22 protein-coding genes and 1 tRNA gene are annotated in these 20,922 nt (G+C 68.1%); 12 read left to right on the top strand and 11 right to left on the bottom strand.

Going from position 1 to position 20,922, the window contains the following annotated elements:
- Positions 1-13: 13 nt before the first annotated feature.
- On the top strand, positions 14-2,200 hold the full coding sequence (locus RQG82_RS13960; RefSeq protein WP_311259652.1) for an MMPL family transporter: 2,187 nt from the start codon (positions 14-16) through the stop codon (positions 2,198-2,200).
- Positions 2,201-2,221: 21 nt separating this feature from the next.
- Here RQG82_RS13960 and RQG82_RS13955 read toward each other — a convergent pair.
- The 4 genes from RQG82_RS13955 to RQG82_RS13940 all read right to left on the bottom strand — a co-directional run bounded on the left by RQG82_RS13955 (position 2,222) and on the right by RQG82_RS13940 (position 4,948).
- Positions 2,222-2,295, bottom strand: a tRNA-Arg gene (locus RQG82_RS13955).
- A gap of 41 nt (positions 2,296-2,336) precedes the next feature.
- Positions 2,337-2,834, bottom strand: coding sequence for an HNH endonuclease (locus tag RQG82_RS13950; RefSeq protein WP_042539885.1), 498 nt, complete (start codon positions 2,832-2,834; stop codon positions 2,337-2,339).
- 327 nt (positions 2,835-3,161) lie between these two features.
- The gene (locus RQG82_RS13945; RefSeq protein WP_311259651.1) at positions 3,162-3,893 is read right to left on the bottom strand and encodes a M23 family metallopeptidase; all 732 of its coding nucleotides are present in this window, start codon (positions 3,891-3,893) and stop codon (positions 3,162-3,164) included.
- Positions 3,894-4,246: 353 nt separating this feature from the next.
- Positions 4,247-4,948, bottom strand: coding sequence for a metal-dependent transcriptional regulator (locus tag RQG82_RS13940; RefSeq protein ID WP_290159458.1), 702 nt, complete (start codon positions 4,946-4,948; stop codon positions 4,247-4,249).
- A 99-nt stretch (positions 4,949-5,047) separates the two neighbouring features.
- Here RQG82_RS13940 and serC point away from each other — a divergent pair, with 99 nt between their 5' ends.
- Positions 5,048-6,160, top strand: coding sequence for a phosphoserine transaminase (gene serC, locus RQG82_RS13935; RefSeq protein ID WP_311259650.1), 1,113 nt, complete (start codon positions 5,048-5,050; stop codon positions 6,158-6,160).
- A 70-nt stretch (positions 6,161-6,230) separates the two neighbouring features.
- Here the strand turns inward: serC and RQG82_RS13930 are convergent, their stop codons facing one another.
- Positions 6,231-6,941, bottom strand: a complete 711-nt coding sequence (locus tag RQG82_RS13930) for a DUF3027 domain-containing protein (RefSeq protein WP_311259649.1) — start codon at positions 6,939-6,941, stop codon at positions 6,231-6,233.
- Complete coding sequence (locus tag RQG82_RS13925) at positions 6,925-7,305, bottom strand: cold shock domain-containing protein (protein WP_311259648.1); 381 nt, start codon at positions 7,303-7,305, stop codon at positions 6,925-6,927. The genes RQG82_RS13930 and RQG82_RS13925 overlap by 17 nt, the downstream gene beginning before the upstream one ends.
- 139 nt (positions 7,306-7,444) lie before the next feature.
- Between RQG82_RS13925 and RQG82_RS13920 the strand changes: the two genes are divergently transcribed.
- The 6 genes from RQG82_RS13920 to RQG82_RS13895 all read left to right on the top strand — a co-directional run bounded on the left by RQG82_RS13920 (position 7,445) and on the right by RQG82_RS13895 (position 14,068).
- Entirely contained in the window at positions 7,445-7,720 is a 276-nt protein-coding gene (locus RQG82_RS13920) for a multidrug ABC transporter ATPase (protein ID WP_311259647.1), read from the top strand.
- A gap of 10 nt (positions 7,721-7,730) precedes the next feature.
- Positions 7,731-9,440, top strand: a complete 1,710-nt coding sequence (locus tag RQG82_RS13915) for a helicase-associated domain-containing protein (protein WP_311259646.1) — start codon at positions 7,731-7,733, stop codon at positions 9,438-9,440.
- A gap of 11 nt (positions 9,441-9,451) precedes the next feature.
- Complete coding sequence (locus RQG82_RS13910) at positions 9,452-11,092, top strand: DNA repair helicase XPB (protein ID WP_311259645.1); 1,641 nt, start codon at positions 9,452-9,454, stop codon at positions 11,090-11,092.
- A 101-nt stretch (positions 11,093-11,193) separates the two neighbouring features.
- Positions 11,194-11,880, top strand: a complete 687-nt coding sequence (locus tag RQG82_RS13905; protein WP_042539813.1) for a response regulator transcription factor — start codon at positions 11,194-11,196, stop codon at positions 11,878-11,880.
- Positions 11,881-11,936: 56 nt separating this feature from the next.
- Positions 11,937-13,634 (top strand): HAMP domain-containing sensor histidine kinase, encoded by a 1,698-nt coding sequence (locus RQG82_RS13900; protein WP_311259644.1) that lies wholly within the window; start codon positions 11,937-11,939, stop codon positions 13,632-13,634.
- 146 nt (positions 13,635-13,780) lie between these two features.
- On the top strand, positions 13,781-14,068 hold the full coding sequence (locus RQG82_RS13895; protein ID WP_311259643.1) for a WXG100 family type VII secretion target: 288 nt from the start codon (positions 13,781-13,783) through the stop codon (positions 14,066-14,068).
- 74 nt (positions 14,069-14,142) lie between these two features.
- Here the strand turns inward: RQG82_RS13895 and groL are convergent, their stop codons facing one another.
- The 4 genes from groL to RQG82_RS13875 form a co-directional block, all read right to left on the bottom strand.
- Positions 14,143-15,762 (bottom strand): chaperonin GroEL, encoded by a 1,620-nt coding sequence (gene groL / locus RQG82_RS13890; RefSeq protein WP_042539806.1) that lies wholly within the window; start codon positions 15,760-15,762, stop codon positions 14,143-14,145.
- Positions 15,763-15,884: 122 nt separating this feature from the next.
- The gene (locus tag RQG82_RS13885) at positions 15,885-16,463 is read right to left on the bottom strand and encodes a LytR C-terminal domain-containing protein (RefSeq protein ID WP_311259642.1); all 579 of its coding nucleotides are present in this window, start codon (positions 16,461-16,463) and stop codon (positions 15,885-15,887) included.
- Positions 16,464-16,531: 68 nt separating this feature from the next.
- Entirely contained in the window at positions 16,532-16,789 is a 258-nt protein-coding gene (locus RQG82_RS13880) for a DUF3263 domain-containing protein (protein ID WP_311259641.1), read from the bottom strand.
- Positions 16,790-16,798: 9 nt separating this feature from the next.
- Positions 16,799-17,791: a DUF2332 domain-containing protein gene (locus tag RQG82_RS13875; RefSeq protein ID WP_311259640.1), complete on the bottom strand. Its 993-nt coding sequence runs from the start codon at positions 17,789-17,791 to the stop codon at positions 16,799-16,801.
- Between the two features lie 68 nt (positions 17,792-17,859).
- Here RQG82_RS13875 and msrB point away from each other — a divergent pair, with 68 nt between their 5' ends.
- Together msrB and RQG82_RS13865 are read left to right on the top strand one after the other, a co-directional pair.
- Positions 17,860-18,264: a peptide-methionine (R)-S-oxide reductase MsrB gene (msrB, locus tag RQG82_RS13870; protein WP_042539800.1), complete on the top strand. Its 405-nt coding sequence runs from the start codon at positions 17,860-17,862 to the stop codon at positions 18,262-18,264.
- A complete protein-coding gene (locus tag RQG82_RS13865) occupies positions 18,261-18,842 on the top strand; it encodes a nitroreductase family protein (protein WP_311259639.1) in 582 nt (193 codons plus the stop codon). The genes msrB and RQG82_RS13865 overlap by 4 nt, the downstream gene beginning before the upstream one ends.
- A gap of 1 nt (position 18,843) precedes the next feature.
- On the opposite strand, the gene RQG82_RS13860 is transcribed toward RQG82_RS13865, so the two are convergent.
- The gene (locus RQG82_RS13860; RefSeq protein WP_311259638.1) at positions 18,844-19,785 is read right to left on the bottom strand and encodes a DMT family transporter; all 942 of its coding nucleotides are present in this window, start codon (positions 19,783-19,785) and stop codon (positions 18,844-18,846) included.
- Between the two features lie 75 nt (positions 19,786-19,860).
- Here RQG82_RS13860 and RQG82_RS13855 point away from each other — a divergent pair, with 75 nt between their 5' ends.
- Positions 19,861-20,514 carry an SOS response-associated peptidase family protein gene (locus RQG82_RS13855; protein WP_311259637.1) on the top strand — a complete coding sequence of 218 codons (654 nt, stop codon included), beginning with the start codon at positions 19,861-19,863 and terminating at the stop codon, positions 20,512-20,514.
- A 2-nt stretch (positions 20,515-20,516) separates the two neighbouring features.
- Complete coding sequence (locus tag RQG82_RS13850; protein WP_311259636.1) at positions 20,517-20,900, top strand: MmcQ/YjbR family DNA-binding protein; 384 nt, start codon at positions 20,517-20,519, stop codon at positions 20,898-20,900.
- Positions 20,901-20,922: the final 22 nt, after the last annotated feature.

Genomic DNA, 20,922 nt, shown 5'->3' with positions numbered 1-20,922 from the left:
CGAGAGGAACCCGATGTCCAGCCCTGAGCACGCGCCCATCCCACAGACCCGAGTGCGCACGCGGCGACACTCCTGGGCGCGCGTCCTCATCCCCGTCGCCCTGATCCTGGTGTGGCTGGTCGGGGCAGGGCTCGGCGGCCCGCTGTTCGGCAAGGTCGACGAGGTCTCGTCGAACGATCAGACGAGCTATCTGCCCGAATCGGCTGATGCGACTCAGGTGCAGAAGCTCCTCGGCGAGTTCAACGACAGCGACGCCATCCCGGCGATCGCCGTCTTCGTCGCCGACGACGAGCTCGCGGAGTCGGATCTGCAGACCATCTCGGATGCCGTGGCCGACGCGCCCTCCGTCGAGGGCGTCAGCGAGGACGTCTCCCCCGCGCTGACGTCGGAAGACGGCAAGGCCGTGCAGGCGTTCATCCCCATCGAGGGCGACGCGGAGCTCGCCGATGCGGTCGATGCACTCGGCGTTCAGCTGCGGGAAGCCGCTCCCGACGGCGTCGCCGTCTACATCACGGGCCCTGCGGGGTTCAGCGCAGACCTCGTCGCCGGGTTCGCCGGCATCGACGGACTGCTGCTGGGCGTTGCCCTCCTCGCCGTGCTCGTCATCCTGGTGCTGGTCTACCGGTCGTTCCTGCTGCCCATCGTCGTGCTCTCGACGAGCCTGTTCGCGCTCTGCGTGGCATTGCTCGTCGTCTGGTGGCTCGCCAAGTTCGAGGTGCTGCTGCTCAGCGGACAGACCCAGGGCATCCTGTTCATCCTGGTGATCGGAGCGGCGACCGACTACGCACTGCTCTTCGTGGCGCGGTTCCGTGAAGAACTCCGTGTCGTTCAGGACAAGGGAACAGCCGTGCTCGCGGCGTGGAAGGGCTCGTTCGAGCCGATCGTCGCCTCAGGCGGCACCGTGATCGCCGGCCTTCTGTGCCTGCTGCTCAGCGACCTCAAGTCCAACAGCACCCTCGGGCCCGTGGCCGCGATCGGCATCGTGTTCGCGATGCTCGCCGCCCTCACGCTGCTGCCCGCCCTGCTGCTGCTGTTCGGCCGCGCGGTGTTCTGGCCCCGGCGTCCGAAGTTCGAGCCCGAGGTCGTCGCCGAAGAGCACGGCATGCGCAAGACGGGGCTGTGGGCGAGCCTGGCCCGCCTGATCACCAAGAGCCCCCGCGTGATCTGGATCGTCACGACTCTGGTGCTGCTCGCCGGTGCCTCCGGCGTGCTGCAGCTCAACGCCGTCGGGGTGCCGGCGTCCGACCTCGTGCTCGGCGCCTCGGAGGCTCGCGACGGACAGGTCGCGCTGGGCGAGCACTTCCCCGGAGGATCGGGCAGCCCCGTGTACGTGGTGGTCGCCGAGGACAAGCTGCAGGACGCGGCGGATGTGCTGCTCGCCGACGACGGCATCGACGGCGTCTCGGTGACGGCTGCCGATTCGCCGAGCGGTTCGGCGACGGTCACTGAAGACGGCCTGGTCGCGATCGGCCCTCCAGGGACCCCTGTGCCTGAGCCCACCGTCGTCGACGGCGAGGTGCTGCTCCAGGGCACCTTGACCGACGCGGCCGACTCGGATGCTGCTGCTGCCACGGTGCGCGAGCTGCGTGTAGAGTTGAACGAGCTCGACGCTCTCGTGGGCGGTGTGACGGCGACGGCGATCGACACGAACGACGCGTCGATCCATGACCGCAACCTGATCATCCCGGTGGTCCTCGTGGTGATCATGCTCATCCTGATGCTGCTGCTGCGCTCGATCCTCGCCCCGGTGCTGCTGATCATCACCACCGTGCTGTCGTTCGGCACGGCCATGGGCGTCTCGGCGCTGATGTTCAACGGCGTCTTCGACTTCCCCGGCGCCGACCCTGCCGTGCCGCTCTACGGATTCGTGTTCCTTGTCGCGCTCGGCATCGACTACAACATCTTCCTGATGACCAGAGTGCGCGAGGAGTCGCTCGAACACGGCACACGCGAGGGAGTTCTCCGCGGACTCTCGATCACGGGAGGCGTGATCACCTCCGCCGGTCTCGTGCTCGCTGCGACGTTCGCCGCCCTGTCGGTGATCCCGATCCTGTTCCTGGCACAGCTCGCGTTCATCGTCGCGTTCGGCGTGCTGCTCGACACGTTCGTGGTGCGCTCGCTGCTCGTGCCTGCGCTCGCCTACGACCTGGGCCGAGTGATCTGGTGGCCGTCGAAGCTGTGGCGCAGCGGTCGCGACTGAGGAGTCCGGCTGTCCGAGGGGTGCCCTCGACTGGATTCGAACCAGCGACCTGCCCTTTAGGAGAGGGCTGCTCTATCCTGCTGAGCTACGGGGGCGAGGATTCCATTCTAGAGGCACCCTCGCCCCCGACTTCCGCTCACGCCGCGAGGGCGAGGTACGGCTCCCACCGCGGGTCGCTCCGCTCGGTGCCGCGCACCGTCCACGCGGTGCCGTGAGGAGGACGCGGCGCGAAGCGCAGCTCCCAGCGCATCTCCTGAGGAGTGCGGTCGCTCTTGGTGTTGTTGCAGCGCAGGCAGCAGGCGACGAGGTTCTCCCATGAGTCGGCTCCGCCCCGCGAGCGCGGCATCACGTGGTCGATGGTCGACGCCGCCTTGCCGCAGTAGCCGCAGCGGTGATTGTCGCGGCGCAGGACTCCGCGCCTGGTGACCGGCACCCGTCTGCTCGCGGGGATGCGCACGTAACGCGAGAGGACGATGACGGCGGGGCGGTCGTAGACGCCGTGGCTGCCCCAGACGGGGTCGTCTTCCACGCGTTCGATCACGGTGGCCTTGTCATTCATGACCAGGACCAGGGCTCTCTTGAACGACACGATCGCGAGCGGTTCGTATCCTGCGTTCAGTACAAGTGTGCGCATCGTCATCCTCTCGATCCGCCGGGACGGCTTCCCGGCACTCTCGACTCACACGAAGCCGCACGGATCGGAGGCGTTCGCAGGGATGAAAAAAGGCGCTGTCTACAGACAGCGCCTTCTACGCACGGCAACGCCGTGGTGTCCCTGCGGACGATGCCGAAGGACGTGACGACCGAGGGCATCCATGGTTCGGATGCTCGATATTCGCTCCATCAGCTTCTCCCGCCTGTGCGACAACGGGTTCAGGCTAACCCATCAGGAGTACCCGAGGGCGAAACTGCGGGTGAACTCCCGGAGGCGTGTCCGAGAGGAAGCGATAAGGTGACGCGATCAGCCCGCGTTGGCCCCGAGCCAGGCGATGGGCTCCATGAGCCCGCCGTTGACCCAGACCTCGAAGTGCAGGTGGTTGGCTGTCGAACGCCCGGTGCTGCCGACGAAGCCGATCAGCTGGCCTGCGGCGACGGTCTGGCCGGCCTGGACCTGGCGTGAGCCGTAGATCATGTGACCGTACGTGGTCTGCACGCGCTGGCCGCCCACGACGCTGTCGAGCATGACGGCGACGCCGTATCCGCCGATGCTCTCTGCCGAGGCGCGAACGACGCCCGCAGCGGCGGCATAGATGGGCGTACCCGCCGGGGCCAGCATGTCAGCACCCTGGTGGGCACCGCCGACCGTGCGGCTGACGTTGTACGAGCCCTGAGGAAGCGGATAGCGGACCTCGCCGGAACCCGGCGACACCAGCGCATAGCGACCGGTGTCGATCTTGGTGCCTGACGTCGAAGCGACGGAGGCGGCGGCAGCGGCCGCACGGGCCGCGGCAGCTTCTTCCGCCTTCTTCTTCTCGATCTCACCCGGCGTCGTGGCGGTGAACGTGCCGCGACTGAGCGGGGCGGCCGTGGCGTCGGAGGCGACGACCAGCGACTGAGCGTCGACAGCGGCCATCTGCTGCACCGTCGTCGCCGCCTCGGCGGGCTTCGTCGCAGCGTAGGCGGGAAGAGCGACAGCAGCGACGAGAGCACCGACGGCCCCGAAGATGGCGATCGAACGCAAGGGCTTAACCACCTTGCGAGCGTCGACGCGGCTGCGAGAGCTGCGAGCGACTGCTCGATCTTCAGTTGTCTTCATGGGCGATTCGATGTCTTTGGCCAAAACTTGATCCTCCAGCGCCTGCGCGCTCGGGTAGCGCTGGCTCGTCGGCACTCTGCTCTCGTGGCACGAATGTAGCTCGGGTACGTTGTGCGGTCTGACCGAGAGGTCGACGAGCCTGGAAGGCGAGTCCTCTCGGGTGTCATCAGTGGGCTTCTTCGACGACTTGTCCGAGGTTACCGGAAGATAACGATTCTGTCACCCCACGAACCTGGCAATCCTCGGAGAGGCGGAATCACGCGGATTTTCGGGCCGATCGGCCTCATCGATCAGGCGGGTTCGCCGACCAGGAAGATGTGCGAGGCGAGCTCGACGGGGAGTTCCAGACCGTCTTCCTTGCCCTCCATCTGGATGAGGACGTACCCCTCGTTGAAGCGATAGTCGCCCTTCGCGCCGGGGACGACGCCCGCGTCGCGGAGCTGCTCGAGCAGCTCCGGGTCGACCTGAGCGGGCTCAGCGAGACGACGCACGGTTCCGTCGATCGGAGCGCCTGCGGCGTTGAGCTTCTGCACCAGCCCGATGACACCCTCGTCGAAGGTGCGCGCCGGGGTGTCGCCCAGCTGATCGAGCCCGGGGATCGGGTTGCCGTACGGAGATTCGGTCGGGTGACCCAGCAGCTCGACGAGGCGACGCTCGACCTGCTCGCTCATGACGTGCTCCCAGCGGCAGGCCTCTTCATGCACGTACGCCCAGTCGAGACCGATGACGTCGGAGAGCAGACGCTCGGCCAGCCGGTGCTTGCGCATGACGTTGACGGCCTTGCGGCGGCCGGCGTCTGTCAGCTCGAGGGTGCGGTCTTCAGAGACGACGACGAGACCGTCGCGCTCCATGCGCCCCACTGTCTGGGAGACCGTCGGGCCCGAGTGTCCGAGACGCTCGGAGATTCGCGCACGCAGCGGCACGATGTTCTCCTCCTCGAGTTCGAGGATGGTGCGGAGGTACATCTCCGTGGTGTCGATCAAGTCCGTCATGTGGCCCTCCGGGTCTTCTTAGGCAAGCCTACATTCCCGCGCGGACATCAGGGCGTCATGCGGTGAGGGCACTCGGAGCTCACGCCGTAGAATCGACGCATGGCGATCGAGATTCCCCGTGACCTCCTGCCCGCTGACGGCCGCTTCGGCTGCGGTCCCTCGAAGGTGCGCCCCGCGCAGCTCGATGCGCTGCTCGCCGCGGCGCCGACGCTGCTGGGCACCTCGCACCGCCAGGCGCCGGTCAAGAACCTGGTCGGCAGTGTCCGTGAGCAGCTCGCCGCACTGTTCCGGCTTCCCGAGGGATACGAGATCATCGTCGGCAACGGCGGCTCGACGGCGTTCTGGGATGCCGCGGCCTTCGGCCTGATCGAGCGACGCAGTCAGAACCTCGTGTTCGGGGAGTTCGGTGGCAAGTTCGCCGCCGCCGCGGCCGCTCCGTGGCTCGAGGCCCCCGATGTGCGCAAGTCCGAGCCGGGTTCCCGCACCGCCGCAGAGGTCGTCGACGGCATCGACGTCTACGCCTGGCCGCACAATGAGACGTCCACCGGCGTCGCGGCGCCCATCGAGCGCGTGATCGCCGACGGCGCTCTGACCGTCATCGACGCGACCAGCGCAGCCGGCGGCATCGACTTCGACGCCGCCCAGGCGGATGTGTACTACTTCGCGCCGCAGAAGAACCTCGGCTCCGACGGAGGCCTCTGGTTCGCCGCGGTGTCGCCTGCCGCCGTCGACCGGATCGAGCGCATCGCCGCCTCCGACCGGTACATCCCTGAGTTCCTCAGCCTGAAGAACGCCGTCGACAACTCGCGCCTCAACCAGACGCTGAACACGCCGGCGCTGACGACCCTTCACCTGCTCGACAGCCAGCTCAGCTGGATCCTCTCGAACGGCGGCCTGTCGTGGGCGGGCGCTCGCACTGCGGAGTCCTCGGGGGTCCTCTACGACTGGGCATCTGCATCCGCCGTGGCGACGCCGTTCGTCACGGATGCGGCCCACCGTTCACCGGTCGTCGTGACCATCGACTTCGACGACAGCGTCGACGCAGCGGCCGTCGCCAAGACCCTGCGGGCCAACGGCATCGTCGACACCGAGCCCTACCGCAAGCTCGGCCGCAACCAGCTGCGGGTCGCGACCTTCGTGTCGATCGAACCCGACGACATCCGACAGCTCACTCGCTCTCTCGACTACGTACTCGAGCAGCAGGGCGCCTGACGCCGGGAGTCGACGAGAAAAGGGGCCGCGTTCACACGCGGCCCCTTTTCTGGTTCGTCTCAGTGGACGGTCACTCCTCGTCGTCTGAGTCGTCTTCTGAATCGTCGTCGTCGTCAGAGTCGTCGTCGTCAGAGTCGTCCTCGTCCGAGTCGTCGTCTGAGTCGTCCTCGTCGTCGGAGTCCTCGTCCGAATCATCATCGTCCGAGTCGTCCTCGTCCGAGTCGTCCTCGTCGTCGTCCGCAGCAGCCGAGTCATCGAGTTCGTCGATGTCGACTCCGTCGAGGTCACCCGCATGCAGCACCCGCGGCTCGGCGGCGAGTTCGTCGTCGTCGAGGTCGTCGTCGTCATCGTCGAGGTCGTCGTCTTCGTCGATGTCATCGAGATCGTCGTCTGATTCGTCATCGATCGTTGTCGCATCGGCGCCGTCAGCAGCGGCCGCGGCCGCCTGCGCCGCGAGCTCCACCTGGTGGGCGCGGTAATCGGCGAGACGCTCGGCCCACGGCACCCATTCGGGGGCGAGCAGCGCTCCGTCGCCGGGCAGCAGCTCGAGCTCGAGAACCGTCGGCTCCTCGTCGTCGACGCGCGCGACCGTGACGGTCCAGAACCAGCCCGGGTACCCGGGAAGTCGGTTCTCGAAGCGCAGCGATACAGAGCCGCCCTCGTCGGGGATGTAATCGGCTGCGGGTCCGACGGTCGACGGCGGAGTGATCTCGTGCAGCGCGGCGAGCGCGAGATCGTGAGCGTCGATCAGACGCTGGTCTACATCAGGCTTCGAGGTCATCGGCTACCTTGCGCAGAACTGCCGCGATCTTGCGGCCCTGGGCCGACGAGGGGTACCGGCCGCGTCGCAGATCGCCACCCATCCCGTCGAGGAGCTTCACGAGATCCTCGACGATGATCGCCATGTCGTCTGCCGGCTTGCGCTTCGCCTTCGCGAGGCTCGGCGGGGCTTCGAGCACCCGCACGGACAGCGCCTGGAGGCCGCGCTTGCCATCGGCGACACCGAATTCCACGCGTGCACCCGCCTTGACTGCCGCGCCCGTGGGCATGGCGGAAGCGTGCAGGAAGACGTCTTGGCCGTCATCGCTGGCGATGAAGCCGAAACCCTTGTCTTCGTCGTAGAACCTGACCTTGCCGGTGGGCATGGGAGAAACCTCGCTGAGTCGGTGTGGAGCTGGATCGGACGCACGTGTGCGACCACCCCCAGCCTACCGGTCGCGGGGCAGGGAATCCGTAGGTCACGATGCGGAACCGTCAGACCCTGCAACGACTAGGCTGAGACGGATGAGCACCAAGAGTCCCGAACCTGAGGTTCCCGTTCGCCGCATCGATCGCATTTTGGCGTTCACGGCACTCGGACTCGCCGCGGCGTCCATCATCTGCTTCTTCGCGATCATCATCGGCACCGCCGTCGGCATGCAGCAGCAGGACTTCGGCACCGGCGCCTGGCCGTTCATCGCCGCGATCCCCTACTGGGGGCTTCCGGCCGCGTTCGTCATGATCATCGTGCTCCTCGCCATGAGCTTCATCCGCAAGGGGCGCGCGGCATCGCGGCCCTGAGGTATCCGTCATGAGCACGCACGCCCGACCGCTGGCCGAATGGCTCTCTGCGGCGAGCGACGAGCAGCTCACCACTCTGTTCTCAGCGCGGCGTGTGCGCGCGGATGCCGGCTGGCAGGACTTCTTCGATGCTGCCGAGGCACTCCTCGATCCGGCGTCGATCACGCGGGTCCTGCCCCTCCTGACGCATGCCGAGGCCGTGACACTTCTCGCGGCCGCGACGGCCCCTGCCACAGAGCACGCCGCACAACGGGCGACGCTCGAGAGCCTCGCACTGTTGCGCCCCGACGGTGCGCCCTTCCCACCGGTCGGCACCGCGATCGCGGATCGACCGGAGCCCACTCCACTCAGCCTTTCGGCACCGACGCCTGCGACCGATGCCGAGACCGCCCATGCGGCCGAGCGGGCCTTCACGACGGTCTCCGCCCTCGCCGATCTGCTGCTGCTCGCACGGGAGAAGCCCTTCGCGCTGCTTGCCGGCGGCAACGTCAGCGCCGGAGAGAAGCGGCAGCTCAGCGATTCGGGCGTCACCCCTGAATCGATCGACGCACTGATCGCGATCGCGATCGACTCGGGCCTCGTCGCGCCCGATGCTCGCAGGCTGCGCACAACGCCCCGGACCGAGGAGTGGCTGCGATCACCCGTGGCGGATCGGTGGAGCGTGCTCGTGGAGGGGTTCCGCGACGCTCTCCCCCGCGGGGTGCGCACGTCAGACGGCGGGTGGCTGCCCACGACGACCTGGGCGCAGGCGCATCCGTGGGATCCCGCGTGGTCCGATCGCAGCACCGCCCTGCTCGAGCGCGCTCGTCTGCTCGGGCTCATCGCCGACGGCGGCAGCGAACCCGCATGGGCGGCCTCGATCCGCCGAGGCGAGAGCGTCGACGCCGCTGCGCTCGTCGCACTGCTCCCGAACGAGGTCGATCGCATCTTCCTCCAGAACGACCTGAGCGCGATCTCGCCCGGCCCTCTCGCCCCCGGGCTCGACGTGCGGCTGCGCACGATCGCCGCGAGAGAGTCCGCCGCCCAGGCATCGACCTATCGCTTCACCCCCGAATCGATCGCCCACGCGCTCGTCGCCGGCGAGACCGAGCAGTCGATCCTCGAGTTCCTCGAATCCCTCTCGCTCACCGGCATCCCTCAGCCACTCCGCTACCTCGTCACCCAGACCGCGCAGCGACACGGCCTGGTTCGCGTGTCGATCGACCCCGAGACCGGACGAACGCGCATCGAGAGCAGCGACCAGCATCTGATCGAGGCGATGGCCGTCGATCAGGGGCTGCGGCCGCTGGCCCTCACGAAGCACGTCGATTCTCTGACGACGCGCGTCGGGCGCGACACCGTCTATTGGGCGCTGACAGACGCCCGGTACCCGGCGACGCTCGTCGACGAGGACGGACGCGCGATCGCCCGTGAACGGAATCCGATCTCCGAGGCGATGCCCGAACCCGCGCCCGACTACTCCTCGCTCATCGCCGCGATGCGCTCGCACCAGGGGCCGGACGCGGACGCCGCCTGGCTCGATCGCGAGCTCGAGGCCGCGGTCCGGGCGAAAGCCGTGCTGCGCGTGAGCGTCGGCATGCCTGATGGCTCGACGAGAGAGCTGATCCTCGAAGCCACCGGGCTCGGCGGAGGACGCCTCCGCGGCCGGGATCGCGCGGCGGATGTCGAACGCACACTTCCGGTGTCGAGCATCCGCGCCGCCGTCGTGATACCCCAGTAAACTGGACAGCTATGTCTGATGGACCCCTGATCGTCCAGAGCGATCGCACAGTGCTGCTCGAAGTCGCCCACTCCGACGCGGAGAGCGCCCGCCACGAGCTGGCGATCTTCGCCGAGCTCGAGCGCGCGCCCGAGCACATCCACACCTACCGGATCACGCGGCTCGGACTGTGGAACGCGCGTGCCGCAGGGCACACCGCCGAAGACATGCTCGAGACGCTCGACCGCTGGTCGCGCTTTCCCGTGCCGCCGTCGGTCGCAGTCGACCTGCGCGAGACCGTGAACCGGTACGGCCGCCTCGTGATCGAGCGTGACGACGAGGGCACCCTGATCCTGCGGTCGACCGACCCCGCCGTGCTCGCCCAGGTCGCGAACAACAAGCGCATCCAGCCGCTGCTGATCGGCCACCCGGCGCCCGACACCTTCGTGGTCGACGCGTGGGCCCGCGGGCAGATCAAGCAGGAGCTGCTGAAGATCGGCTGGCCGGCCGAGGACCTCGCCGGGTACACCCCCGGCACCCCGCACGAGATCGAGCTCGCCGAGGACGGCTGGCAGATCCGGCCCTACCAGCAGGATGCCGTCGACGCCTTCTCGAAGGACGGCTCTGGCGTCGTGGTGCTGCCGTGCGGCGCAGGCAAGACGATCGTCGGCGCCGCCGCCATGGCCGCGACCAAGACCACCACGCTGATCCTCGTGACCAACACCGTCTCGGCCCGACAGTGGCGCGACGAGCTGCTCAAGCGCACGAGCCTCACCCCCGAGGAGATCGGCGAGTACTCCGGCCAGGCCAAGGAGATCAAGCCGGTCACCATCGCGACCTACCAGATCCTCACGGCGAAGCGGAAGGGCGAGTACGCCCACCTCGCGCTGCTCGACGCCCTCGACTGGGGCCTCATCGTCTACGACGAGGTGCATCTGCTGCCCGCCCCCGTGTTCAAGCTGACAGCCGATCTCCAGGCGCGGCGCCGGATCGGCCTCACCGCCACGCTCGTCCGCGAGGACGGCCGCGAGGGCGACGTGTTCAGCCTGATCGGGCCCAAGCGCTTCGACGCTCCGTGGAAGCAGATCGAGGCTCAGGGATTCATATCCCCCGCCGTCTGCTACGAGGTGCGGGTCGACCTGCCGCCGGACGACCGACTCGAGTACGCCGCTGCGACAGACGACGAACGGTACCGTCTCGCCGCATCCGCACCGGCGAAGATCGCGGCCGTGCGAGAGCTCATCGCGAAGCACAAGGACGAGCGGATCCTCGTGATCGGCCAGTACCTCGACCAGCTCGACTCGCTCTCGCAGTCGCTGAACGCACCGCAGATCACGGGCGCCACGCCCATCGACGAACGCGAAGAGCTCTACCGCGCCTTCCGCGAGGGAGAGATCTCGCTGCTCGTGGTGTCGAAGGTCGCGAACTTCTCGATCGACCTCCCCGAGGCATCCGTCGCCATCCAGGTGTCGGGTTCGTTCGGCTCGCGACAGGAGGAGGCCCAGCGCCTCGGCAGGCTCCTGCGCCCCAAGCAGTCCGGCCGCACCGCGAGCTTCTACACGCTGGTCGCGCGCGACACGATCGACCAGGACTACGCCCAGAATCGCCAGCGGTTCCTCGCCGAACAGGGGTACAGCTACACGATCATGGACGCCGACGCGATCGCCGCCTGACCACCTGCGGGCCCTCCGCACGGCACCGCTACGCGGAGGGCGAAAGCGCCGCTCCGACGGATAATCAGCATCCGCATGGCCGAAGTCACCATAATGGGGACATGACTGATGCGCGCATCCTGGTCGTCGACGACGAACCCAACATCCGCGACCTGCTCTCGACAGGTCTCAGCTTCGCCGGGTTCCAGGTGAAGACGGTGGCCAATGGTGCCGCCACCATCTCGGCGGTGCTCGAGGAGGAGCCGGACCTCATCATCCTCGACGTCATGCTTCCCGACATGAACGGGTTCAGCGTGACCAAGCGCCTTCGCGGCGCCGGCTTCACCGCTCCGATCCTGTTCCTCACCGCGAAGGACGGCACCGACGACAAGATCGAGGGGCTCAACGCCGGCGGCGACGACTACGTCACCAAGCCGTTCAGCCTCGACGAGATCGTCGCCCGCGCCCAGGCGATCCTGCGCCGCACCATGCAGGCCGACGAGGAGTCGATCATCCGCGCCGGCGAGCTGTCGATGGATCAGGACACCCACGACGTGCACGTGGGCAAGGAGTCGATCGAGCTCAGCCCGACCGAGTTCAAGCTGCTGCGCTATCTGATGCTCAACCCCAACCGCGTGCTGTCGAAGGCGCAGATCCTCGACCACGTCTGGGAGTACGACTTCAACGGGGATGCCGGCATCGTCGAGAGCTACATCTCGTACCTCCGTCGCAAGATCGACCCGCACACCGAAGAGTCGGTGATCCAGACGAAGCGCGGCTTCGGATACATGCTCAAGGTCGGCAAGTAGTCCGGCTCGCCGCCCCACGCTGACGCCGCACAGCATCCGTCTCCAGGGAGGTCCGCATGGCGCACAAGCCTGACGCGATCACCCAGTGGTGGCGGTCGATCAGCCTGCGCGCCAAGGTGACCGGCGTCACCGTCGCGGTGCTCGCGCTCGGGCTCCTGGCCGCGGGAATCGGCACTGCGCCGATCCTGCGCAACTCGCTCATCGACAACATCGACTCGCAGCTGCCGGCGCTGGTCTCGGCCGATCTCGCCGACCGCTATTTCGAGGTGACCGTCGAAGACGGCGTGACCATCTACACGCCGAGCGACTCGCCCAGGGACTTCTTCGTCGCCATCTACGACGCCGAAGGCGTGCTGCAGACGACCACCGGGAACTCCGCCAACGGGCAGCCGCTCTTCCCCGCGACGTACTCGCCTCTCGACGTGCAGGCGAACGAGGACACGCCGTTCACGATGGAGGGCACCGAGGGATCGAGCTTCCGCGCGGCCGTCGCGCGCGTGCCCGGAGAGGGTGACGGCTCGCTGCGGATCCAGATCGTGGCGATGCCGCTCGAGTACGCGGATCGCGTCATCAGTCAGTACTTCGGCATCTACATCACGGTCGCCTTCGTCACCATCTTCCTGGCCGCGCTGCTGACACGAGGGCTCGTGACTCTGACGTTCAGACGGCTCGGGCAGGTCGAGTCCACGGCCATGTCGATCGCCGCTGGCGACTTCACGCAACGCCTCACCGATCTCGAGCCGACGACCGAGGTCGGCCGCCTCAACAGCGCGATCAACACGATGCTCGATCGAGTCGACGGATCGCTCGCGCAGCGCGACCGCACCGTGCAGCACATGCGGCGCTTCATCGGCGATGCCAGTCACGAGCTGCGCACACCCCTGGTGAGCGTGCGCGGGTATGCCGAGCTCTACCGGATGGGCGCGATCAAGGGCGAGGAAGACACCGCGCGCGCCATGGAGCGCATCGAGAAAGAGGCGATCCGCATGGGTGTGCTCGTCGAGGACCTTCTCGCGCTCGCGCGCCTCGACGAAGAGCGCGAACCCGAGATCGAGGCACTCGACCTGCGCCCCATCGCTCGCGACGCCGCCCTCGATCTGCGCGCTGCGGCTCCGGCGCGCACCGTGACCGTCGTCGATCGCACGGTCGAAGCACCGCTGATCGATGTCACCACCCGGTCGACGCCCGTCGTGCCCGCCGCCCCCGAGACTCCCGCTCCCCGTGGACTCTCACGCGGGACGCTCGCCCGTCTGCGGCGTCGCTCGCGAAGCTCCGCGGCGGACGTGCCCGCGATCGACTTCACCGAAGCCGCTGACATCCCGGTGCGCACTCCGCCGATCGTGCTCGGCGAGGAGAACAAGGTGCGTCAGGTGGTCACGAACCTGCTCGGTAACGCGCGTCGCTTCTCACCCGAGGAGAGCCCGATCGAGATCGTCGTCGACGCGGATCGCGTGCGGGGCACCGCCAGCATCGCGATCGTCGACCACGGCGAGGGAATCCCGCCCCAGATCCGCGAGCAGATCTTCGAGCGCTTCTGGCGCGCCGACACCTCACGAGCACGCGAGACCGGTGGGTCCGGACTCGGGCTCGCGATCGTGTCCTCGATCGTGAAGGCGCTGCACGGAAGCGTCGCGGTGTCGGAGACGCCCGGTGGCGGAGCGACGTTCACCGTCACCCTGCCCCTCGCCCCCTCTCGCGCGACCCCCGCCCACCTTCTCGAGGACACCCAGCCGCTCGACCGGCTCGACCTCTGACCCGCACCCCGCGCTCCTGCACGGGGCTCCTGCACGGTGACCTGCCTGCGCGGGTTCTCCACAGCGCGTGTCGCGAGGTGCGCTCGCACCCGCATCCGAGAATCACCTCTCCCCTATCGTCAGAGCACCAATCGAGAGGAGTTCCCATGTCCGTCATCACCGTCGACACCGAAGCCGTAGGTGCCGCGCAAGGCGCGGCGCTGGCCACGATGGAGCGTCTGCAGACCGAGTCCGCGACGCTCATGGCACAGCTCACGCAGCTGCAGGCAACCTGGGTCGGCACCGCGTCGGCCGCATTCCAGTCGTGTGCCGAGGAGTGGCGTGGAGCGCAGCTGCACGTCGAGCAGGTGCTCGAATCGATCGGGCACTCGCTGGGCAGCGCGGCGACGCAGTATGCAGACGCCGATCAGTACTCGGCGAGCCTGTTCCACTGATCCACGGGTTCGATCACCCTCTAACGCAGAAACGCCCCGACCGAGGTCGGGGCGTTTCTGTCAGTGCTGATGGATCAGAAGTCCATGCCACCCGACGGGTCACCCATCGGAGCTGCGGCCTTCTCAGGCTTGTCAGCGACGACGACCTCGGTGGTGAGGAAGAGCGCCGCGATCGACGCTGCGTTCTGCAGAGCCGAGCGGGTCACCTTCGCCGGGTCGATGATGCCTGCGGCGAACATGTCGACGTACTCGCCCGTTGCCGCGTTGAGGCCCTGACCCGAGGGAAGCTCGGAGACCTTGTTCGCGACGACACCCGGCTCGAGACCGGCGTTGAGAGCGATCTGCTTCAGCGGAGCCTCGATCGCGACGCGAACGATGTTCGCACCGGTCGCCTCGTCGCCCGTGAGCGAGAGAGCGTCGAGAGCCTTGGTGCCCGACTGGATCAGCGCGACGCCACCACCGGGGACGATGCCCTCTTCGACGGCTGCCTTCGCGTTGCGGACGGCGTCCTCGATGCGGTGCTTGCGCTCCTTGAGCTCGACCTCTGTTGCCGCGCCGGCCTTGATGACGGCGACGCCACCTGCAAGCTTGGCGAGGCGCTCCTGCAGCTTCTCGCGGTCGTAGTCGCTGTCGGTGTTCTCGATCTCGCGACGGATCTGCGTGACGCGACCCTCGATCTGGTCTGCCTCACCGGCACCCTCGACGATCGTGGTCTCGTCCTTGGTGACGATGACCTTGCGAGCACGACCCAGCAGGTCGAGCGTGGCGTTCTCGAGCTTCAGGCCGACCTCTTCGGTGATGACCTGACCACCGGTGAGGATCGCGATGTCCTGCAGCTGCGCCTTGCGACGGTCGCCGAAGCCGGGAGCCTTGACGGCGACCGACTTGAAGATGCCCTTGAGCTTGTTGAGCACGAGAGTCGCGAGAGCCTCGCCCTCGACGTCCTCGGCGATGATGACGAGCTCCTTGCCGTCCTGGATCACCTTGTCGACGATGGGCAGAAGGTCCTTGATGTTCGAGATCTTCTGGTTCGCGATCAGGATGTAGGCGTCTTCGAAGACGGCCTCCTGGCGCTCCGGGTCCGTCACGAAGTACGGGTTCAGGTAGCCCTTGTCGAAGCGCATGCCCTCGGTGAGCTCGAGCTCGGTGCCGAAGGTCTGCGACTCCTCGACGGTGACGACGCCCTCCTTGCCGACCTTGTCGATCGCCTCGGCGATGAGCTCGCCGATGGCGGGGTCAGCAGCCGAGATGGAAGCGGTGGCGGCGATCTGCTCCTTGGAGTCGATCTCCTTCGCGCTGGCGAGGAGCTCCTCGGTGATGGCCGCGACGGCCTTCTCGATGCCGCGCTTGAGCGAGATCGGGTCGGCGCCGGCTGCGACGTTGCGCAGGCCTTCGCGGACCAGAGCCTGAGCGAGCACCGTGGCGGTGGTGGTTCCGTCACCGGCGACGTCGTCGGTCTTCTTGGCGACCTCCTTGACGAGCTCCGCGCCGATCTTCTCGTACGGGTCGTCGAGCTCGATCTCCTTGGCGATGGAGACACCGTCGTTCGTGATCGTGGGGGCGCCCCACTTCTTCTCCAGAACGACGTTGCGACCGCGCGGGCCGAGGGTCACCTTGACCGCGTCAGCCAGGATGTTGAGGCCGCGCTCGAGGCCGCGTCGGGCCTCTTCATCGAAAGCAATGATCTTTGCCATGAGTTTTTTCGTCCCTCCTGGACGTAGACGTTGGGTTTAGCACTCAGAGTGTGAGAGTGCTAACGCCATTCTGGCACTCGACCCCATCGAGTGCAAGCTGCGCGAAACGACCGCGCGGCGGTCTACGGGGCAGGAGTCTCTGCGGGCGTCTCAGGCGCGGTCGTCGCACGATCGAGTCCGATGACGACCGTGAGCTGCTTCGCGCCCGTGTCGTTGAGGTCGGAGTAGAAGTCGCTCTGCTCGACCTGGGCGCCGCCGATCAGGTTCGCGAGGCCGATGGCCGCGAGCTCGTCCTCTTCGGCGATGTAGTACACCGTCGTCGTCGAGAAGTCCTGGCTCGCGCTGTCGCTCGCGAACACGACATCTGCCGCCCAGCCGTTGTTGATGAGCACGTCGCGCATCTGCTCGTCGAGACCCTCGTCCGGCGATGCGTTGAGGATCATCACCGAGTAGGTGACGTCGACGACACCGGTCTCGACGGGTGCCGGGCTCGCCGTCGGGACGGCCTCGGGGAAGAGGCTGATGCGCCCCATCACCACGAGAGAGCCGAAGATGCCGCCGATGATGAGCACGAGAGCGGCCACGAAGGACCAGAGGAGCACCACCCAGCCGTTCATCCCGGGGGCTTCGGCGCGGTGCGCTCCGACGCGTCCGGACGATCGGGGGACGTCGTCGAATCGATCTCGGCTGAGCTTTGACACTCCTCGATGCTAATGGCACCGACCCGTGTATCCGTATCGAGCGGCAGCGGCGCGTGGCGCGAGCCCCGTCAGCTCACGAAGCCCGGCGTGCGTGTGGCCCGCTGGAACGACCTCGCGTCACGGATGCGACGCAGCCGTCGCACGAGCATCGGGTCGTACTCCAGCGCTGCCTCCGACTCGATCAGACGACCGAGGAGCTGGTAGTAGCGGGTCGCACTCATGCCCAGTTGGGCGCGGATGACCTCTTCCTTCGCGCCACCGTGCCGCGGCCACGCGGTCTCGAGCGCGAGGATCGCGCGATCCCGCTCGCTCAGATCTCCCAGCATGTGACCAGATTAGGTCGCGGAAGCGCCGACTCCGGTGCGCCACTCCCACCATCTGCCGAGCGGATCAGCCGTCGCGCGCACTTCGCCGTCGAGCGCCACGACGAAGCCGGGCCACTCCTCGGCGACCACGGGCGGCCGCCATACGTCGAGCAGTGCCGGAGGATCGATCGTCACCCAGCGTGCGTCGAGACCTCTGATGCGCTCGACGAGCGCCGTGCGCGCCTCTCGCGGGATGTGCACGAGCACGCCGGGCGTCGTGATCACCAGAGTCGCGCCCCGGGGTGCCTCGGCCGCGAGCGCGTCGATCCGCTCGAGCGCGTCGCCGGCGACGAGGCGGGGCGGATCGGATGCCGCGATGTCGAGCGCGGCTCTCACCCGCTGCTCCCGCCCTTCCTCCCCCGGCCAGACGAGTCCCTGCAGCCAGCGCCGATCGCGGTCGACTCGCGCGTCGAGAGGCGCGAGGTCGATGCCGGCACGCCAGACGATGTCCGGCATCCTCATGGTGGGGAGGTGCCCGTCGACTCTGCTCTGCAGCACGACGGTGCTCGGCCCGTCCGCCGGATCGAGTGACGCGCGCAGCCGACCGTCGGAGCCGACGAATCGGTACGAGTAGCGATCGGGGTAGAGGCACAGGCCGGCAGAGGCTCCGACCTCGAGCAGGGCGATCGGCCCGTCGATCTCGGACAGCACCGGGAGCAGCGGGGCGAGCCGGAGCGGCTCGTTGGTCTGCAGACGCCGGTCGCTGCATTCGCTCACGATCTCGTCGGCGCGTGAGAGCACGAACGCACGCCAGGCGTCGTAGCGGTCGAGGCCGACGCCCAGCATCCGCGTCACGGCGAACACGAGTGGCGGCTGCCTGCGATTCTCGGGAATCCGAGCGAGCACCGCCTGCATCTCGGGGTCGTCCGCCACCCCGGACGCCCAGTCGACATAGAGGTCGCTGCGCCCCGGTGCTTCCTCATCGGCGAAGCGCCGGTAGCGCAGCCGCACGGCATCCGTCATGCATCCATTGTCTCGTGACGCCGACCGCCTCTGAACGCGAGAGAATGGAGCAGACCCCAGGAGGACCTATGTCGTACAGCGTGGACAAGACCGAAGAAGAGTGGCGCGAAGAGCTCGGCGAGGAGCAGTACGCCGTGCTCCGCGAAGCCGCGACCGAGCGCGCCTGGACGGGCGAGCTGCTCGACGAGGGCCGTGCCGGTCTCTACACCTGCGGCGCCTGCAACGCCGAGCTGTTCAAGAGCGGCACCAAGTTCGACTCCGGGTGCGGGTGGCCGAGCTTCTACGAGTCGATCCGCCCCGACGCGGTGCAGCTCATCGAGGACACGACCCTGGGCATGGTGCGCACCGAGGTGCGTTGCGCGAACTGCGGCTCGCACCTGGGGCATGTCTTCCCCGACGGCTTCGGCACGCCGACCGGCGACCGCTACTGCATGAACTCCATCGCCCTGAACTTCACGCCCGAAGAGTCGTGAGCGCCCTCGAGGCCGTTCGCGCACGGCAGTCCTCCTCGAAGGTCACCGACGAGGCGCCGTCGCGCGACGAGCTGCTGAAGCTCGTCGCAGCCGCCGGACGCGTCGCGGATCACTCGTCGCTGCGCCCGTGGCGTCTGATCGAGCTGCGCGGATCCGACCGAGAGCTGCTGGGCGCCGCGATCGCCAAGGCCGAGGGCGACAAGTCTCCCTCGACGAAGCCGCTTCGCGCTCCGCTGCTGATCGCGGTCGTCGCCAGCTACCGCAGGAGCGAGAAGGTCCCCCGCTGGGAGCAGGAAGCCGTCGCCTCCGGAGTCGCCCACATGCTCAGTCTGCTGCTCGACGAGGCCGGCTTCGGCGTGCTGTGGCGCACAGGCCACTACACGCGCTCGAAGGCCGTCGCCAAGGCCCACGGCCTCGGCAAGAACGAGGAGCTGCTCGGGTGGCTGTATGTCGGGGGCAAGCCCGCTGGCCGCAGGCCCGGTCGCCGCAAGCCCGTCGATGCCCGCGGCCTCGTGACGCGGATGCCGAAGCCCAAGCCGAAGGCGAAGCCCGAGCCGAAGGCGAAGAAGAAGAAGTAGGTCAGCGCCGCCTGCGGCGGGGCAGCGCGACGGCGACGGATGCCACCGCGACGACCACCATCCCGATGATCTGCCAGGGCGCGGGGCCCGAGGCGGCCGGCCAGATCAGGTCGATGGTCACCGAGGTGGCGAGCTGGCCCAGCACCGATCCGAGTCCCATCAGCAGCACCCCGGTGTGCGCGACGATGAAGGTGCCGAGCAGGATGTACGCGGCGCCGAGGAATCCGCCGAGGTACAGCCACGGCTCGGCGGGCGGCGCATCGGGCAGACCGCGCACCGCGAGGCTGATGCCGGATGCGGCAAGCAGGGCCACGGTGCCGGCGACGAAGCTCATGAAGGTCGCCGCGAGGGGTGAGCGCACGCGCTGCGACAGTCGGCCGTTGGTCGCAGCCTGCCAGGCGATGCCGACACCCGCCGCGAACGGCAGGAGGAGCATCCAGAGCGGCGCCGTGGTCAGCACGTCACCGCTCAGCGAGATGCCGACCGCGGCGAGCGCGAGCGCTCCTCCCAGCACGCGCCCCGGCGTGATCGCGACGACTCCGGCCGGACCGAATCCGATGCGGTCGAGCACGAGCCCGTGCAGGGTCTGGCCTGCGACGACTCCGACCGTGAACAGCGAGACGCCGAGCACGCCGGCCGTGATGCCCTGAGTCGAGACGGTGAGCGCGCCGCAGGCGCCGCCGAGCAGCATCCAGAACGGGATCGTGCGATCGCGGATGCCGCCGAGCAGGCGTCCGACGCCTCGACGCGCCGCGGGAATGCAGACGATCACCATCGCGAGAGCCGCGAGCCCCACCGAAAAGGAGATGAGGCCGGCCACGATGCCGTTGTCGACCTCGATGCCCAGCACGCCGTTGATGCGCGCCTGGATGGCCGTCATGACGCCGATCGCCACTGCCCCGCCGAGCGCGAGGGGCGGAGGCAGTCGACGGGCCTGGGTCACCTGTCGACCCTAGCCGAGCCCGGACAGCCACCCCGCCCCGCGCACGATGTCGGTGGCGGGGCGTACCCTGACGGCATGTGCGCGAGTTACGGACTTGACCCCCGGTTCACCGACACCGAACTCCTGGCCGCCGCCGATGAGGCGGTGCTCGACGGTCTCCGCGGCTGGGCCGAGCAGAACGCGCGCGAGACCGTGCGCCCCACGGGCAGGAACCTGCGCAACCTCAACCCGATCGTGGTGCAGCCCGAAGCCGAGCCCGTGCTCGAACCCGCCTGGTGGGGCTTCCTCATCGGCGGAGAGCCCTCGAAGTTCCCGTCGATCAACACGCGCTCCGAGCGGCTGCAGGAGCGCCCCGGCGGGTTGAAGACCCGAGCTCTCGTGCCCGCGACGAGCTGGTACGAGATGAAGAAGCCCGAGCGCGTCTGGCACGAGTTCGTCGTCGACGACGGTGCGCTGTTCGGAATGGCGGCTGTCACCCAGCGGGGGCGCACGGCCGATGGCGAGTCCTTCACCTGCTACTCGATCGTGATGCGCCCGGCTCCCCCGCATCTCGCCGGCATCCACGATCGGATGCCGTTGCTGATCCCCGCGGCTCTGAGCGACGACTGGCTGACCGCCGAGCCCACGAAGGAGATCATCGACGAGGCTCTGCTCGCGGCGGCCGCGATCGACGAGCGCGTGCAGGCTGCGCCACGCGCAGACGACAAGGGTGCGGATCGGCTGTTCTGAGCGTGGACTCTGCACAGCTGGGCGCCGCCGCCACTGACCGCGCCGAAGAACTTCCGGGCGCGGAGCGCGACAACCCGTTCGGCCCCGAGTGGGATGTCTACAAGGTGCGAGGGCGAGTCTTCCTGCTGATCCCCCTCGACGGCACAGGGCGCGTGACGCTCAAGTCCCACCCCGACGACTCCGTCGCGTTGCGAGAGACGTTCGCCGACATCGTGCCCGGCTACCACATGAACAAGAAGCACTGGATCACTCTCATGCCGGGGCCATCGCTCGAAGAGGACCTCGTGACCGAACTCGTCACCGAGTCGTACCGGCTCGTGGTCGAGAAGCTCCCCCGAACGCAGCGGCCGGTCGACCCTGAGCTGTTCGGGCGCCCCGCCGACTGAGAACGGCCAGACCCACGGCATC

It is taken from the genome of Microbacterium sp. WCS2018Hpa-9 (assembly GCF_031843745.1).
Lineage (GTDB): Bacteria > Actinomycetota > Actinomycetes > Actinomycetales > Microbacteriaceae > Microbacterium.
The sequence above is the reverse complement of the archived record's forward strand: the minus strand, read 5'-3'. Positions and strand labels throughout refer to the sequence as shown.

Bases quoted from the DNA above. Each gene is read 5' to 3' on its own strand.
- RQG82_RS13960 (WP_311259652.1), top strand. From the start codon at position 14: ATGTCCAGCCCTGAGCACGCGCCCATCCCACAGACCCGAGTGCGCACG.
- RQG82_RS13950 (WP_042539885.1), bottom strand. From the start codon at position 2,834: ATGCGCACACTTGTACTGAACGCAGGATACGAACCGCTCGCGATCGTG.
- RQG82_RS13940 (WP_290159458.1), bottom strand. From the start codon at position 4,948: ATGACGGACTTGATCGACACCACGGAGATGTACCTCCGCACCATCCTC.
- serC (WP_311259650.1), top strand. From the start codon at position 5,048: ATGGCGATCGAGATTCCCCGTGACCTCCTGCCCGCTGACGGCCGCTTC.
- RQG82_RS13930 (WP_311259649.1), bottom strand. From the start codon at position 6,941: ATGACCTCGAAGCCTGATGTAGACCAGCGTCTGATCGACGCTCACGAT.
- RQG82_RS13925 (WP_311259648.1), bottom strand. From the start codon at position 7,305: ATGCCCACCGGCAAGGTCAGGTTCTACGACGAAGACAAGGGTTTCGGC.
- RQG82_RS13920 (WP_311259647.1), top strand. From the start codon at position 7,445: ATGAGCACCAAGAGTCCCGAACCTGAGGTTCCCGTTCGCCGCATCGAT.
- RQG82_RS13915 (WP_311259646.1), top strand. From the start codon at position 7,731: ATGAGCACGCACGCCCGACCGCTGGCCGAATGGCTCTCTGCGGCGAGC.
- RQG82_RS13910 (WP_311259645.1), top strand. From the start codon at position 9,452: ATGTCTGATGGACCCCTGATCGTCCAGAGCGATCGCACAGTGCTGCTC.
- RQG82_RS13905 (WP_042539813.1), top strand. From the start codon at position 11,194: ATGACTGATGCGCGCATCCTGGTCGTCGACGACGAACCCAACATCCGC.
- RQG82_RS13900 (WP_311259644.1), top strand. From the start codon at position 11,937: ATGGCGCACAAGCCTGACGCGATCACCCAGTGGTGGCGGTCGATCAGC.
- RQG82_RS13895 (WP_311259643.1), top strand. From the start codon at position 13,781: ATGTCCGTCATCACCGTCGACACCGAAGCCGTAGGTGCCGCGCAAGGC.
- groL (WP_042539806.1), bottom strand. From the start codon at position 15,762: ATGGCAAAGATCATTGCTTTCGATGAAGAGGCCCGACGCGGCCTCGAG.
- RQG82_RS13880 (WP_311259641.1), bottom strand. From the start codon at position 16,789: ATGCTGGGAGATCTGAGCGAGCGGGATCGCGCGATCCTCGCGCTCGAG.
- RQG82_RS13875 (WP_311259640.1), bottom strand. From the start codon at position 17,791: ATGACGGATGCCGTGCGGCTGCGCTACCGGCGCTTCGCCGATGAGGAA.
- msrB (WP_042539800.1), top strand. From the start codon at position 17,860: ATGTCGTACAGCGTGGACAAGACCGAAGAAGAGTGGCGCGAAGAGCTC.
- RQG82_RS13855 (WP_311259637.1), top strand. From the start codon at position 19,861: ATGTGCGCGAGTTACGGACTTGACCCCCGGTTCACCGACACCGAACTC.